The 14857-nt window shown below is 72.6% G+C and carries 14 protein-coding genes; 1 reads left to right on the top strand and 13 read right to left on the bottom strand.

All coding sequences use genetic code 11. The features are described from left to right. Positions 1–24: 24 nt before the first annotated feature. The 13 genes from OV079_RS48205 to OV079_RS48145 all read right to left on the bottom strand — a co-directional run bounded on the left by OV079_RS48205 (position 25) and on the right by OV079_RS48145 (position 13601). The gene (locus OV079_RS48205; RefSeq protein WP_267776935.1) at positions 25–3591 is read right to left on the bottom strand and encodes a WD40 repeat domain-containing serine/threonine protein kinase; all 3567 of its coding nucleotides are present in this window, start codon (positions 3589–3591) and stop codon (positions 25–27) included. Further along, entirely contained in the window at positions 3588–4244 is a 657-nt protein-coding gene (locus OV079_RS48200) for an RNA polymerase sigma factor (protein ID WP_267776934.1), read from the bottom strand. The genes OV079_RS48205 and OV079_RS48200 overlap by 4 nt, the downstream gene beginning before the upstream one ends. A 10-nt stretch (positions 4245–4254) precedes the next feature. Beyond that, complete coding sequence (locus OV079_RS48195) at positions 4255–4854, bottom strand: MATE family efflux transporter (protein WP_267776933.1); 600 nt, start codon at positions 4852–4854, stop codon at positions 4255–4257. Continuing rightward, positions 4833–5744 carry an oligosaccharide flippase family protein gene (locus OV079_RS48190; RefSeq protein WP_267776931.1) on the bottom strand — a complete coding sequence of 304 codons (912 nt, stop codon included), beginning with the start codon at positions 5742–5744 and terminating at the stop codon, positions 4833–4835. Before OV079_RS48190 ends, OV079_RS48195 begins: the two co-directional genes overlap by 22 nt. Next, positions 5675–6400, bottom strand: a complete 726-nt coding sequence (locus OV079_RS48185; protein WP_267776928.1) for a hypothetical protein — start codon at positions 6398–6400, stop codon at positions 5675–5677. Before OV079_RS48185 ends, OV079_RS48190 begins: the two co-directional genes overlap by 70 nt. A 71-nt stretch (positions 6401–6471) precedes the next feature. Further along, positions 6472–6672: a hypothetical protein gene (locus OV079_RS48180; protein ID WP_267776926.1), complete on the bottom strand. Its 201-nt coding sequence runs from the start codon at positions 6670–6672 to the stop codon at positions 6472–6474. A 43-nt stretch (positions 6673–6715) separates the two neighbouring features. After that, on the bottom strand, positions 6716–7303 hold the full coding sequence (locus tag OV079_RS48175) for an NAD-dependent epimerase/dehydratase family protein (RefSeq protein WP_267776925.1): 588 nt from the start codon (positions 7301–7303) through the stop codon (positions 6716–6718). Positions 7304–7438: 135 nt separating this feature from the next. Then, positions 7439–8518 carry an NAD-dependent epimerase/dehydratase family protein gene (locus OV079_RS48170; RefSeq protein ID WP_267776923.1) on the bottom strand — a complete coding sequence of 360 codons (1080 nt, stop codon included), beginning with the start codon at positions 8516–8518 and terminating at the stop codon, positions 7439–7441. Between the two features lies 1 nt (position 8519). Next, complete coding sequence (gene rfbF, locus OV079_RS48165; protein WP_267776922.1) at positions 8520–9293, bottom strand: glucose-1-phosphate cytidylyltransferase; 774 nt, start codon at positions 9291–9293, stop codon at positions 8520–8522. Beyond that, positions 9290–9676: a glycosyltransferase gene (locus OV079_RS48160; RefSeq protein WP_267776921.1), complete on the bottom strand. Its 387-nt coding sequence runs from the start codon at positions 9674–9676 to the stop codon at positions 9290–9292. The genes rfbF and OV079_RS48160 overlap by 4 nt, the downstream gene beginning before the upstream one ends. Beyond that, positions 9673–10419 (bottom strand): glycosyltransferase, encoded by a 747-nt coding sequence (locus OV079_RS48155; protein WP_267776920.1) that lies wholly within the window; start codon positions 10417–10419, stop codon positions 9673–9675. Before OV079_RS48155 ends, OV079_RS48160 begins: the two co-directional genes overlap by 4 nt. Before the next feature lie 1856 nt (positions 10420–12275). Next, entirely contained in the window at positions 12276–13115 is an 840-nt protein-coding gene (locus tag OV079_RS48150; protein ID WP_267776917.1) for a pyridoxal phosphate-dependent aminotransferase, read from the bottom strand. 66 nt (positions 13116–13181) lie between these two features. Further along, positions 13182–13601 carry a pyridoxal phosphate-dependent aminotransferase family protein gene (locus OV079_RS48145; RefSeq protein WP_267776916.1) on the bottom strand — a complete coding sequence of 140 codons (420 nt, stop codon included), beginning with the start codon at positions 13599–13601 and terminating at the stop codon, positions 13182–13184. Positions 13602–13631: 30 nt separating this feature from the next. On the opposite strand from OV079_RS48145, the gene OV079_RS48140 reads away from it, so the two are divergent. Continuing rightward, positions 13632–14828 (top strand): methionine aminotransferase, encoded by a 1197-nt coding sequence (locus tag OV079_RS48140; RefSeq protein ID WP_267776915.1) that lies wholly within the window; start codon positions 13632–13634, stop codon positions 14826–14828. The last annotated feature ends 29 nt before the right edge of the window (positions 14829–14857 follow it).

The following is a 14857-nucleotide window of genomic DNA, read 5'->3' as shown; positions in this document are numbered from 1 at the left end:
GGGTCATGAATCATCACATGACCTTCAGGGCATGTCCCGAACACCAGCCGCCTCGCGCAGCCACGCGTGCAGCGGCGCCCCCGCGGCCGGCAGGCGGTCGGTGAAGCGCAGCACCTCGCCCGTGCTCGCCAGCAGCACCAGCCCGCCCGCCACCGCCGCCAGCTGCGGCCCCACGCGCCCCCCGGTCGGCCCCCGCATCGGCGCCGCCAGCCCCGACACCAGGTCGACCACCTCGACCCGCCCGTCGATCCCCACCACCGCCAGCGTCTGCTCGTCGAGGAACGCCGCGTCGCGCCCCTGAGGGCCGGCTACCCGCAGCGGCGCCCCCGGCTGCGCCAGCGACCACGCCTGCAGCAGATCGCCGTCGAGCACCACCAGCCGCCGGCCCGACGGGCTGAAGCGCGACGAGACGAACGACCCGGCCTTCTGACTCGTCGTCGCGCCGGCGAGCTGCAGCCGGCCGTCGCGCTCGAGATCGACCACCTCGACCTCCGCCTGCCCGCGGCGGTAGACCGCCAGCGTCGCCCCGGCGGGCGCGAACGCCAGGCTCGCGTACGTCGACCCGTCGGCGCTCGCCACCGGCTCGACCATCCTCCGCGCAGTTCCGTCGCGCTCGACCACCATCACCCCGCCGTCCCCGGTCAGCGCCGCCAGCACCTCGCCGCCGGGCGCGTACTGCAGGTCGTGCAGGTGTTCGTGCAGCGGCAAGCGCAGCGACGGCGCTCCCGGCGACGTCCACTCGCGGACCTCCCCGTCGGCGAAGCCGATCGCGAACCGTCCGGCCCCGAACACCGCCCCGGACCACGGGTGCCGCGGCACCTCGAAGATGTCCTCTCGACCATGTCCCCAGAGACATGCAGCGCCCTCGGCCACCGACAGCAGCACCTGCCCGTCGTCGGCGATCGCCATCAGCCCGTGGTCCTCGCGCCGCGGCCGACAGCTCGGCGTCGGCGTCGTCGTCGCCCCCGAGCGCAGGTCGATCCGGGCCGTGCTCTCCGGCCCGCCCGTCACCGCCCAGCCGCCGTGCTCCGCCAGCCGCGCCTGGCGCCGCGGCACCGGCGACGCCGGCCACAACGACTGCCACGCCGCCTCGCTCGGGCGCACCCGCCGGTGCCCCTCGGCCCCCGCCAGCAGCAGCTCGCCGTCGCCCAGGACCGCCGCGTCGAGGTCCGCCTGGGCGACGATCGCCGTCCCGGTAGCGACGTCGAGCACGTCGGTCGTCACCCCGAAGCCCCACTTCACCAGCCGCCCGTCGCGGCTGGTGTGCGGCGCCACCACGAAGTCGTCCGACCTGTCCGTTCGGACATCTCGCGTCCACAGCCGGGCGCCCGCCGGGTCCTCCGCCCACGCGGTCGTCCAGCCGTCGCGGTGGCCGACGAACACCAGCGCGTCGCGGGCCGGCGCCGACCAGCCCGCCTCGACCATGCGCGACGGTCCGTCGGTTCGCCACACCACCTGCCGCTCGACCCCCGACGCGCTGCTGGCCCGCTCCGCGCCCGCGCACGGGACCACCAGAGCGCGCCCGTCCGGCGTCCAGTGACCGCGGTACAGCCGCGGCTTGCACGGGTGGCGGCTGACCTCGACCTCACCGGTCTCGCGGTCCCACACCACCAGCGACTCGTCGCGGGCCCCCGCGAGCCGCCGGCCGTCCGGAGAGCCGTGCAGCGACAGCCCGGCCACCGCGGCCGGCGCGTCCGCCCCCGGCAGCTCGCGGCGCGCCCCGGTCTTCACCGCGAACTCGAGCGCCGGCACGGCCAGCCCCGGCCAGGCCCACAGCGACTCCCCGTCGGGGCTCAGCGCCCAGCGATAGAACGCCACCGGCCTGTCGGTCTCGCCGGCCAAGCGCAGCGGCTCGCTGCCGTCCGGCCGGTGCACCGCGGCCACGAACTCCTTGCCCCGCTCGGAGCTCACGTGCGCCCACGCCGTCCCGTCGGGCGTCGCCGCCAGTTGCCCGCGCCCGCCGATCTTCTCGCCCTCGGCCGCTCCCGGCCGCCAGCGCCACAGCCCGTCGAGGCCGACCGCGATCCATGTCCCATCGGCCAGGTGGATACCGTCGAGCAGCGCGTCCGTCGGCCCCGTCATCGCCGCCCCGACCGCCCCCGGCCGCCACGCCGCCAGCGCCAGCGCCCGCACCGCCCCGTCGCGCGCCGGCTCGGGGGTCAGCTGCGCCAAAAGCGGGTACACCTGCGCCGGCTCGGCCGCGATCGCCAGCCGCGCCTGCGCCAACAACAATTCATCCGCGCGCCGGTCCGCGGTCACGCGCGCCGCCTCGGCCTCGCTCGCGCGGACCTCGGCGACATCCTGCGCCGACACTGCCGCCGCGCGCTGCTCCTCGGCGACGTCGCGGGCCTCGCCGATCCGTCCGACCGCCACCACCCCGATCGCCGCCAACGCTACCAGCGACGCCGCCCCCACCGTGGCCACCGCCCGGTGCCGCCGCAGCCACAGCCGCCCGACCTCCGCCAGCGAGTACGCGTGCGCGCCGACCAGCCGCCCCGCCTGATAGCGGCGCAGATCGTCGGCCAGCGCCTCCGCGTCGGCGTAGCGGCGACCTGGCTGTTTGGCCATGGCCTTCTCGACCACCGCGATCAACGCCGGCGGCGCCTCGGGCACCAGCTTCGCCAGCCGGTGCGGCTCGCCCTCGAGCACCTCGCGGATCAGCGCGGCCGCGCGACGGTCGTGGAACGGCGGCACCCCGGCCAGCACGTGGTAGAGCACCGCCCCGAGCGCATAGATGTCGCTGCGCCCGTCGACCCCGTCGCCGCGCGCCTGCTCGGGCGGCATGTAGCGGACCGTCCCGAGCAACGAGCCCGCGGTGGTGAGGTCGGACACCACGAAGTCCGCGCTGTCCTCGGCCGCCACGGCCTCTGTCTCTTGGGACATATACTTCGCCAGCCCCCAGTCGATCACCACCGCCTCGCCGAACGCGCCGATCAGGATGTTGGCCGGCTTGAGGTCGCGGTGGATCACCCCCTGGCGGTGCGCGTAGGCCATCGCCTCCGCCGCCGCGATCACGTGCGGCACCAGCCCGAGCCGCGCCTGGACGTCGGCGCAGCCGGCGATCCGCTGCTCGAGCGAGGCGCCCTCGACCAGCTTCATGCACAAAAACGGCCGCCCGTCGTCGGCGCGCCCGAGGTCGTACAGCGGCACGATGCCCGGGTGCTGCAGGCGCGACGTGATCGCCGCCTCGCGCACGAACCGGTCGACCGACCGCTCGTCGAAGCGCAGCAGCTCCTTGACCGCCACGGTGCGCCCGAGCTTGAGGTCCTCGGCGCGGCGCACCGCTCCCAGGCCGCCGCGGGCGAACACCGGCCCGAAGCGGTAGCGCCCGGTGACCGGCTCGCCCCGCGTCGGCTCGCGCTCGGTCGGCGCGCCCCACGACCTCTGCCCCGCAGTCGGATCGCCGGCCGTCGTCGTTTCGAAGCCGAGGTGCGAGAGGCCGGCGAGCAGGCGGGCCTGCGCGCGCGCCAGGGTGGCGGGGTCGGGCGAGGGCGGGGGCGGAGCTCGGGACGCATCGCCAGGCGAGTGCTGGTTGTCGCGACTTGATCGGTGGAAAAAAGCACCGACTTCGCTCGCGCGATCGCCGCTCACTTGCGATCGCGGAGGTAGCCCTCGATCTTGTCGCCGATGCTGCGCATCGCGCTGTCGAGGTCGCGCGCCTGGCTGTCTCTCAGGTCAGGTCGAGCCAGCAACAACTCGGTCCCCTCGCGCAGGCGCTGACGGGCGCGCGCGATCCGCCCCGCCATCGTCCCGCCCGGCACGGCGAACAGCTCGGCCAGCTCGCGGGCGGTCAGCTGCTCGTACTCCTTCAGCTCGAGCACGATCCGGTCGTCGAGGCTGAGCCCGCGCAGCGCCTGCGATACCACGTGCTCGATCTGCCGGTCCGCCAGCAGCGACGACAGCGACCCCTCCGTCGCCGGGTCGATCGCGCTGTCCGTCGCCGGGTCGAACGTCGGCCCCAGACGCGAGCGGTGGCGGATGTACTCGAGCAGCTTGTTGCGGGCGATGCCGAACAAGAACCCCTTGAACGACGACGAGCCGCCGCGGTACGCGTCGCGGCGCCGGCACAGCGCCTCGAATGTCCCCTGGGCCAGGTCCTCGCAGGCGTCGCCGCTCACCTTGGCGAAGAAGAACCGGTACACGCTCGCGTAGTGGCGGGCGATCAGCGCCCGGCCGGCCGCGGTCGAGCCGGCTTGCCAGGCGCGGAGCAGCGAGAGGTCGTCGTCGCCCGGTGCTGGTTCCACGCCTGCAGCTCTACTCGATCGCCGGCTCCGGGTCACGCGGCGGCGGCTTCAGGGCCGCCGACACCGACGCCGGCGTGATCCCCTCGGCCAGCACCAGCGCCGCCAGGAACGTCCCCATGGACGTCGCCGCGGTCACCAGCGCGCGCACCAGCGGCAGCGCCACCGCGTCGGCCATCAGCGCCCGCACCCCTGCTCCCGCGGCGATCGCCAGACCTGTCCACAAGAACAGGCGGAGCAGCGCCCCGACGTAGCGACCGACGCCGAGCTGCAGGTGGCGCAGCGCGAAGCGGAGCAGCACCGCGAACGCGATCGGGTAGCCGATCACCCACGCCCACGCCACCGACGCGTAGCCGAGCCAGCCGCCGAGCAAGATCGCCGCGATCGCGAACCACAGCGGCATCGTCACCGCCGCCACCGCCATGTAGCTCAGGGTCAGGCTCGGGCGCCCGACCCCGTCGAGCAGCGGCGGCACCACTGCGCTGACCGCCCGCAGCAGCGCCGCGATCGCCAGCACCCGCACGGCAGCCGCCGCGCCGACCCATTGCTCGTCGAGCAGCAGCAGCAGGTCGGGCGCCGCCGGCACCACGATCACCAGGAACCCGGCGACCACGATGAAGCTGAGCCGCGACAATTTCGAAATTGCTCCGCCAGCGCCGCGGGTCGGTCGCGCGCGCGCGAGAACGCCGGGAACGCCACCGACACCACCACCGTGCTGATGATGCGCGCCGGGTCGAGCGCCAGGTCGGCGGCGGCCTTGTAGAGCCCGAGCGCGGCGCGGCCGAAGAAGTGGCCGACGATGTAGAAGTCGAGGCCGGTGTAGACGAAGAACAGGATCCGGCTCAGCGACGTCTTGAGCCCGAACAGCACCGCCTCGCGGGTGGCCGCCCAGTCGAACAGCAATCGCGGCAGCCACGGCTGGAAGTACTGCACCCCCGCGGTCGTCACCAGCGTGCGGCCGATCGCCCCGGCGATGAAGCACCAGATCCCCACCAGCGGCGCCGCGACCAGCAGCGCCACGTTCTCGGCCACGCTGGCGAGGAAGCGGATCAGCGAGAACTCGCGGAACCGCATCTCGCGGATCATCAGCGCCCCCGGCACCATGTACAGGTTCTGCAGCAGCAGCTTGACGCAGTGCGCCTGCAGCATCCAGCCGACGATCGGCGCCTGGTAGTGGCTGGCCAGCAGCGGCGCCACCGCGAAGAAGATCGCCGCGACGATCGTGAGCGACAAGAGCAGGTTGAGCCAGAACACCGTCGACAGGCGCGCCGGCGTGTGGTCGCCCTGCTGCACCAGCGCCCCCGGCAGCCCCAGCTCGGTCGCCAGGTCGAGGATCGGGATCGCCGCCAGGGCCAGCGTCGCCACCCCGTACTCCTCGGGGCTGATCCAGATCGCCAGCAGCACCGCCTTGGTCACCACGTCGAGCACGCCCATCAGCGCGGTCGCCGTGCCGACCCACGCCAGGCTCTGGTTGACGCGGACCTGCTCCTCGCGCTCCGACATCCTCTACTCCCGCCGCAGCACCGCGCAGCTGACCCGGTAGGGGCGACCCAGCCAGCGCAGGCGCGAGCCGCGGTCCCGCTCGGGCTGTCCCGAAGGCCAGCCAGCTTGCGGACGTCGCGGACCAGCAGCCACGGCCGGCGCAGCAGCTCGGGCGCGTAGGTCGGCCCGTCGACGATCTCGGCGCGGACCAGGCGCAGCCCCGGGAACAGCTCTCGGGACATGTCCTCCGGGTCAGGTCGATAGTACGTGTCGATCGGGTCGGGGTGGTACGGGTAGCTGAACGGCACCGTGACGACGAGCAGCCCGCCGGCGGGCACCAGCGCCGCCAGGCGCTCGGCCAGCGCCGCGCGGTCGGTCACGTGCTCGAGCATGTTGCAGCACAGGATCGCCCGCGCCCCGACCGCGCGCAGCCGCGAGAGGCCCGCCTCGCTCAGCGCGTCCGCGGCGATGTCGACGCCCGGCAGCGTCTTCAGGTCGCTGTGGACGATCGCCGCCCCGCGGGCCCGCAGCGGCGCGAACACCTCGCGGTCGATCCACGGCTGCACCTCCGTCCGAAACTGCAGGTCGCTGCTCCCGAGGTTTAATAAAGGGGACAGCTCCGCGTCGGGAAGCTCCTGCAGCCGCGCCCGCAACCACCGCGCCTCGACCTCAAGCACCGACCTGCTCCTCGGGACAGCTTCTCAACGCCATCACCTCCGCGGCCGCGCGCCGCACCATCGCCTCGACCTCAAGCAACGCCCTGCTCCTCGGGACAGATCACCAGCGACCTGGCGATTTCGGTGGTCGACCTGCGCCTCGGGACAGCCGGCCGAACCTCGACCGCGAGCACCGACATGACCCTCGGGACAGCTCGCCGCCACCTCGACGAGGGCGTCACCGCGGCCTCGGACGAAAACCACCGCCTCGCCTCGGCCTCGCCTTCGGACATGTCCCTCAAGACATATCGCCGACTCGCCGCCGTCGCCTCGACCTCAGGCACCGACCTGCTCCTCGGGACAGCTCACCACCGACTCGAGCCCGTCGGCCAGCGCCACCTGGGCGACGAAGCCGAGCCGCTCCTTCGCGCGGGTCGCGTCGAGCACGTAGCGCATCACCTCGCTGCCGCGGTACGGCAGCGCCCCGAGGTCGACCAGGTCCGTGCGGCCGAGCCGCCACGCCAGCGCGCGCACCACCATCGCCACGGCAGACTCGATCCCCGTGCCCGCGTTGTAGGTCCCCGCCGGCGCCCCGTCCTCGGCGCAGCGGGCCAGCAGGCGGGCCACGTCGCGCACGTGCACGAAGTCGCGGGTCTGCTCGCCGGGCGTGCAGGCGAACCGCTGACCCGCGCGCAGGGCCGCCAGCAGCGACGGGATCAGCATCCCCGGGCGCTGACCGGGCCCGTAGACCACCCCCGGGCGCACGATCACCGCCTCGAGCCTCAGCCTGGCCGCCGCCGCGCGGACCTCGTCCTCGCCGCGGATCTTCGCCTTCGCGTACGGCGTGTCGCCGAGGCGCTGCGCGTCCTCGGCGAACGGCACCGGCTGCAGCCCGTACACCTCGCCGCTGCTGACGTAGACCACCCGCCGGGCCCGCGCGCCGCCGCCACCGCCAGCGCCCGCAGCGGCGCCGCCACGTGCATCTCGGCCAGCGCCGCCTCGCCGCCCTCGCGGCCGCCGGCGGCCCAGATCAGCGCGTGAACTTCCGGACATGTCCCTTCAGACAGGCCTTCGCGACCGAACGCGATCGCCGATCGACCGGCGAGCGCGCGCGACGGCGCGGCCGATGAAGCCGCCGCCGCCGCCGATCGCGACCGCGGTCACGCCGCCCCCCAGCAGCTCGCGATACCAGGCGATCGTGCGCTGCAGCCCCTCGTCGAGCCCGTGGCGCGGGCGCCAGCCGAGCACCCGGCGCGCCTTCTCGGACGACAGGAATTGCTCGCGGATCTCCCGCGACGCCTCGCCCAGGATCACCGGCGGCAGGTGGCGCGCGTCCATGTGACCGAGCACGCGGTCGACGATGTCGAGCACGCTCTGCGGCCGCTCGTCGGAGAAGTTGAACGCCTCGCCGGCCACCTCGGGGCGGTCCATCTGCTCGGCCAGCTCGAGGTACGCCGCCACCGCGTCGCCGACGTACACGTAGTCGCGCACGAACGTCCCGTCGCTGCGGACCAGCGGCCGCTCGCCGCGGACCACCGAGCGCACCGTCCCGGGGATGATGCGGTTCCAGTTGAGGTCGCCGGGCCCGAACAGGTTGCCGCAGCGGGTCACGCACACCGGCAGCTGGTAGCTGTCGAAGTAGCAGCGCGCGATCAGGTCGGTGCAGCTCTTCGAGCAGTCGTAGGGGAAGCGGCCCTCGAGCCGCGACTCCTCGGTGTACGGCAGCACCGGCTGGTCGCCGTAGGCCTTGTCGGAGCTGGCGACGACGATCCGCCGGACCTTGCGCTCGTTGCGGCGGCACGCCTCGAGCAGGTTGTACGAGCCGCGGACGTTGGCCTCCCAGGTCGACAGCGGGTTGCGCCCGGCCGTGCCGACGATCGTCTGCGCCCCGAGGTGGAACACCGCCTCGATCTCGTGCTCGTTGATCACCCGCTCGAGCAGCGCGTAGTCCTCGAGCTGGCCCTGCACGCTGACGCAGCGGCGGTCGAGCCCGCGGCCGTGGAACAGGCTGCGCGGCACCCCGTCGCGGACCAGGCACACCGGCGCCGCCCCGCGGGCCAGCAGCTCCTCGACCATGTGGCTGCCGAGCAGCCCGGTCGCCCCGGTGACGAGCACGTTCTTGTCTGTCCAAAAGGACATGTTACCACTTCCTCCACGGCGCCGCGCCGCCGGTCCACGCGCGCTCGAGCAGCTGCAGGTCGCGGTAGGTGTCCATGCACTGCCAGAAGCCCTCGTGGCGGTGGATCCGGAGCTGGTCGTCGGCGGCCAGCTGCTCGAGCGGCTCGCGCTCGAGCGTGCAGGCGTCGTCGTCGCGCACGTACTCGAGCATCGCCTTGCGGAACACGAAGAAGCCGCCGTTGATCCAGCCCTCGGTGACCGCCGGCTTCTCGCTGAAGCGGTCGACGCGCTCGCCGTCGGTCAGCAGCTCGCCGAAGCGGCTCTGCGGCCGCACCCCGGTGACCGTCCCGATCTTCCCGTGGCTGCGGTGAAACGCCAGCAGCGCCTTCAGGTCGACGTCGCACAGGCCGTCGCCGTACGTCAGCATGAAGTCGTCCTCGTCCAGGTGGCGACCCACCCGGCGCAGCCGCGCCCCGGTCATCGCCTCCTCGCCGGTGTCGACGCAGGTCACGCGCCAGCGCGCCTCGGGCGGGTTGTGCAGCGTCAGCTTGCCGCCCTGCCCGAGGTCGACGGTGAAGTCGCCCGACAGCGCCGCGAAGTCGAGGAAGTAGCGCTTGATCACCTCGGCGCGGTAGCCGAGGCACAGCACGAAGTCGTCGAACCCGAACGACGCGTAGTAGCTCATGATGTGCCAGAGGATCGGCCGCCCCGCGACCTCGATCATCGGCTTGGGACGCAGCTCCGTCTGCTCTTTGAAGCGGGTCCCCTTGCCCCCGCACAGGATGACGACCTTCATCGCGACCTCCCCAGGACCTCGTCGTAGACCGCCTGGAGGCGCTCGCGGTGCGCCTCCACGCTGTACTCCGCCTGCATCTTGCGCCGCCCGGCCTCGCCGAGGGCGACCCGCTCGTCTGCACTTCGGGACAGGCGCACCAGGTGCCCCGCCAGCCCCGCGACGTCGCGCTCGTCCGCCAGCAGCCCCGTCCGCTCGTGCGCGACCTGCTCCGGGATCCCCGCGTGCCGCGTCGCCACGATCGGCAGCCCCGCCGCCGAGCCCTCGCAGATCACCGTCGGCGTGCCCTCCTGGTCGCCGTCGCTCGCCGTCCGGCTCGGCACCAGCAGCACGTCCGCCTCCTGCATGGCCGAAGGGACAGCCGTCGTCGGCGCCGCCCACGTCACGTCGAGGCGCAGCGACTCGGCCAGCGCGCGCAGCGGCCCGGCCCCCGCCGAACCTGTCCCAGGAGCATGACCTCGAGGTCAGCCCCTTCGTCGCGCGCCCGGGCGCACGCCCGCAGCCCGTCGTCAAAGCCCTTCTTCTCGACCTCGCGGCCGACCATCAGCACCCGCGTGCGCGCCCGCGTCGTCCGCGGCGCCGGCTGGAAGCGCGACAGGTCGACCCCGAGCGGGACCACGCGGATCTTGCTCTCGGGACAGCCCTGCGCGACCAGCTGGCCGCGCATGTGCTGCGACAGCGCGAGGAAGCGGTCGCCGCGGCGGAACAGCGCCGGCGCCAGCGCGGCGAAGTGCCAGTAGGCCGGCAGCAGCCGCAGCCGCGAGCCGCGGACCGTCACGTCCTTGCCGTAGAAGCTCGTCACCAGCGGCAGGCCGTGGCGGACCGCCGTCAGCAGCGCGTGGGCGCCGGTCTGCCCGAGGTGCGCGTGGATCAGCGACACCCCGCGGGCCCACCGCGACAGCCGCGGCGACAGCGTGGTCGCGCGGTACAGCAGCGCCTCGAGCGACCCGAGCGGCTGGTCGCGCAGCGCCGTCACCTCGCCGTCCGGGAACTTCTCCCGCGACAGCCGCTCGACCGCGAACACGCGCACCGCGTAGCGCTGCAGCGACCGCATCGACGTGTAGATGAACGTCTCCGACGGCGGCAGGAATTCGTGGCGCACAAAGCCGACGGTCGGCGAGATCGACATGCCGAGCGAAACGGCCGCGAACGTACGCTCCGGCGCGCGAGGGTGTCAACCGGCCTCGCCCAGCCATGACTTGCCGCACGCCCTCCGCGACCCCCGCGGCACGCCGTCCTCGCCGGGCTCTGGTATCGCGCGGAGGCCCGTGATGCGCCTTTACCTGCCGAAGCCCGCACGCCCCGCAGCACCCGCCGCAGGTCGCTCACGACGACCCGCCACGACGTCGCCCCGAGTCGCCGCCGCGACCGCGCTGCGCCGCTGCGCCGCCGCGACGCCGCGGCCTTCACGACGCCCCGCCACGATGTCGCCCCGTATCGCCGCCGCGACCGCGCTGCGCCGCTGCGCCGCCGCGACGCCCCGGCCTTCACGACGACCCGCCACCATGTCACCCCGAATCGCCGCCGCGACCGCGCTGCGCCGCTGCGCCGCCGCGACGCCCCGGCCTCGATTTGCCCGCGACGTCCGCCCTGTCGAAGCGAGCGCCCTGCGACCTCGCGACGCCGCGGCGCTCGCGTCCGACCGGCTGCGCGACCACGTCGAGGTCCGGCGATGATCTTGCCCGAGCTCACGACGAAGGACGCCTGGGAGCTGCGTCGCCAGCCCGAGATCGACGAGGACGACCTGTGGCTCACGCCGGGTCCCGTCGTCTGGCAGGCCGAGCGCTTCCGCGGCCCGCCGCCGGTGTTCTATCCCGTCTACCGCAGCGGCGACCTCTACGCGACCTCGCCGCTGCCGCTGATCGTCCACAACGGTGCGCTCGAGCTCGACGCCGACGTCGCCCGCCAGGTCGGCGGCGCGGTCCGCTACCTTGCCACCAACGCGACCATCGATCGCCGCGTGCGTCGCGTCGGTTGTCCCGAGCTGTCCACCCTCGAGCTGGCGGATCCGCACGAGTACGTCGCCCGGTTCGCCGCGGCTACCCGCAGCGACGTCGCCCGCGTCGAGGCGCAGCGGCCCGGCTTCACCAACCTCGTCCTGTGCGGCGGCAAGGACAGCCTCAACCTGTTGTTGCTGCCGTGGAAGAACCCGGTGATCGCCGTCAGCGCGCGGCCCAACTTCCCGCTCGTGCAGCAGTTCGTGAAGGACAACCGGCTCGGCATGGACGTCGTCGAGCTCGTCGACCGCGACGCCTCCTTGCTCGACAGCGAGATCGCGGTCAACGCCTGCCGGATCGGCCTCGACCACGTGCGATGGGTCGCCGAGCTGCGCGAGCTCGCCGGTCGCTTCGAGCGGCGCGCCATCTTCTGGGTCGGCGCCATGGCCGATGTCTTCACCACCCCGAAGTGGCGCACCTACAACCATTCGCTGGCGCTCGCGCGCCTGCGGGCGCTCCCCGGCCTGCGCGGCCTGGACGACACCGACGCCGGCCAGAGCTTGTTCTCGTGGACCTGCTACTACCGCGGCGGCATGTGGCAGGGCGGCAACATGTCGCTGCTCAAGGAGATCACCGACGCCCTGGTGCTGTCGGCCTACCGGCCCTGCCGTGCGGGCCCTGATCGCGCGCGTCGACCTGCGCGGCGCCGTGACCGCCGACATCCGCGCTGCCATCGGCGAGGCGCTCGCCGGCGGCCCCGTCGTCTATCCGACCACCAACCCCTCGCCGCCGCCCTCGCCCTTCCGCAAGCGCCGCTCGCACGTGGCCGCGTTCGTCGAGGTCCTGGCGCGCCACGGGATCCGCAGCGCCTGAGCCTGCCCGCTTGGACATGTTTTAAAGAACATGTCCCATCGACCATAATCATCCAGACCTCACCCCGCCTGCACCCGCGGGCGGTGCCCTTCGAGCCTGCCCCTTCGAGCAGGCTCTCTCGCGGCACTTCACCTGCCCTTACGGACAGCTCACCCGACCTGCCCCTTCGAGCATCTCAGGTGAGCGCCTGCATCGCGCGGGCGAGGCGGGGCAGGGCTGCCTTGATCTCGTCTTCGGAAACCGCGCCGACGCTGAGGCGGAACCAGCCCTCGTCGCCGGGCACGCCGAACGCCTGGAACGGGACGATGCCGATGCCGGCGTCGGTGAGCATGTACTTGCGGACATCCTCGTTCGTCTGCAGCACCTGGCCTGCGGGCGTGCGGCGGCCGAACGGGTTGATGCGCACGGTCAGGTAGATCGCGCCCATCGGCGGGATGCTGTCGACCTGCAGGCCGTCTTTCTTGAGCCCCTGGAAGCCGGTGTGCAGCAGCTCGAGCCGGCGGTCGAGGCCCTGCAGGAAGTTGTTGCCGTAGGCGTGGATCGCCTTGGTGTCGCTGAGCAGGTCGACGGTGGCCATCTGCTCCGGGCGCGGGGCCCAGGCGCCGACGTGGCCCAGGACCGCCGACATCTGCTTGATGATGTCGACCGGGCCGACCGCCCAGCCGACGCGCAGGCCGGTGGCCGCGAACGCCTTGCTGATGCCGTCGACGAACACGGTGTAGCGGGCCATCTCCGGGCGCAGCCCGGGCGGCGTCACGTGCTTCGTGTCGCCGAAGCGCAGCATCCAGTAGATGTGGTCGTACATCAGGTAGACCGGGCGCTCGCCGCGTTGCTCACGCTTGCGGTTCTCGGCCAGGATCGCGTCGCAGATGCCGCGCAGCGCGTCGGCGCTGATGGCAGTGCCGGTCGGGTTGAGCGGCGAGTTGAGGCACACCAGGCGTGCTGACGGCAGCTCGGACAGCAGCGCCTCGCCGGTGGGCAGGAACCTGGTCTCGGGGCCACATACGACCGGCACGCCGCGCGCCCGCACATGTGGACGTAGTGGTTGTTGTTCCAGCTCGGCACCGGATAGATGACCGTGTCACCGGCGTCGACCACGGTGCGGTAGAGCCCGTAGATCACCGGGCGCGCCGCCGGCGACGAGGAAGCTGTCGAGCGGATAGCGGAGCCCGAGCTCGCGCTCGTAGAAGCGCTGGATCGCCTGGCGCAGCTCGACCTGACCGTTGGCCGCCGGGTAGTTGGTCTCGCTGCGCTCCAGGGCCCGCAAGATCGCCTGCTGGAGCACCTCGGGGATCGGGAACTGCTTGGGGCTGAAGTCGCCGACCGTGAGGTTGCAGACCGGGACGCCCTGGCCCATCAGCACGCGGATCTCGGCCGCGATCTTGAGGATCTCCGAGCCGACCAGCGCCCCGGCCATCTGCGACAGGCGGGCGGCCGGGTCGGGTCCCGCGTCGTTGGCGTGGGCGGTGAGGTCGGCGTGCGCGCTCTGGACGTCCTGCATCGCTCCAACTATGCCACACTCCAGCGGCCCATGAGCAGCGCTCGCCAGCCGCACCTCACAGCCCGCCTCCAAGGATTCGGCACCACGATCTTCACCGAGATGACGCGCCTTGCGATTCAATTCGGCGCGGTCAACCTCGGCCAGGGCTTCCCCAACTTTGATGGACCCGACTTCATCAAAGAAGCCGCGATCGCTGCGATCCGCGCCGGCGCCAACCAGTACTCCCGCATGAGCGGCCTGCCCGAGCTGAATCGCGCGATCGCGGCGCACCAGCAGCGCTTCTACGACCTCTCCTACGATCCGGACAGTGAGGTCACCGTGTACTCCGGCGCGACCGAGGCCATCTGCGCGACGCTGCAAGCGCTGTGCGACACCGGCGACGAAGTCGTGCTGTTCGAGCCCTTCTACGACTCTTATCGCGCCAGTGTCACCATGGCCGGCGCGGTCCCGAAGGTCGTCACGCTGCACGCGCCCGACTTCGCGTACCGGCCCGAAGAGCTCGAAGCGGTCATTACCCCCAAGACCCGGGCAATTCTCCTGAACACCCCGCACAACCCCACGGGGAAGGTTTTTACGCGCAGCGAGCTCGAGCATATCGCGAGCCTCTGCCAGCGCTTCGACCTCATCGCCATCACCGACGAAGTGTACGAGCACCTCGTGTATGAGGGCTCGCACGTGCCGCTGGCGACGCTGCCGGGGATGCGGGAGCGCACCGTGCTGATCTCCTCCTCGGGCAAGACCTTCAGCTTCACCGGGTGGAAAGTCGGACACACGTGCGCGCCTCCGGCGCTCAGCGCTGCGATTCGCTGTGCGCACCAATTCGTGACCTTCTGCACGGCTACGCCGTTCCAGCACGCCCTCGCCAAGGCTTTCGTCGCCGACGACGCCTTCTTCACCGGCCTCGTCGCCGAGTACCGCGCGCGCCGCGATCGACTGTGCCACGGCCTGCGCGAGCTCGGCTTCGGCGTGCTCGCGCCGGCCGGCGCGTACTTCGTCATGACCGACATCCGCCCGCTCGGATACGCCGACGACGTCGAGTTCTGCCGCATGTTGCCGGAGCAGGTCGGCGTCGCCGCGATCCCGCCGTCGTCGTTCTACGAGCGCCCGGCGAACGGCCGTCACCTGGTGCGCTGGGCCTTCTGCAAGACCGACGACGTGCTCGACGAGGGCCTGCGTCGCCTGCAGAAGTTGCCGCGTCGCGCGCCACTGGCGAGCGCGGCCGGATAGACTATCCAACATGACCCGAAGGACAGCAC

This window comes from Nannocystis pusilla (genome assembly GCF_026626665.1).
GTDB classification, from domain to species: Bacteria; Myxococcota_A; Polyangia; order Nannocystales; family Nannocystaceae; genus Nannocystis; species Nannocystis pusilla.
The sequence above is the reverse complement of the archived record's forward strand: the minus strand, read 5'-3'. Positions and strand labels throughout refer to the sequence as shown.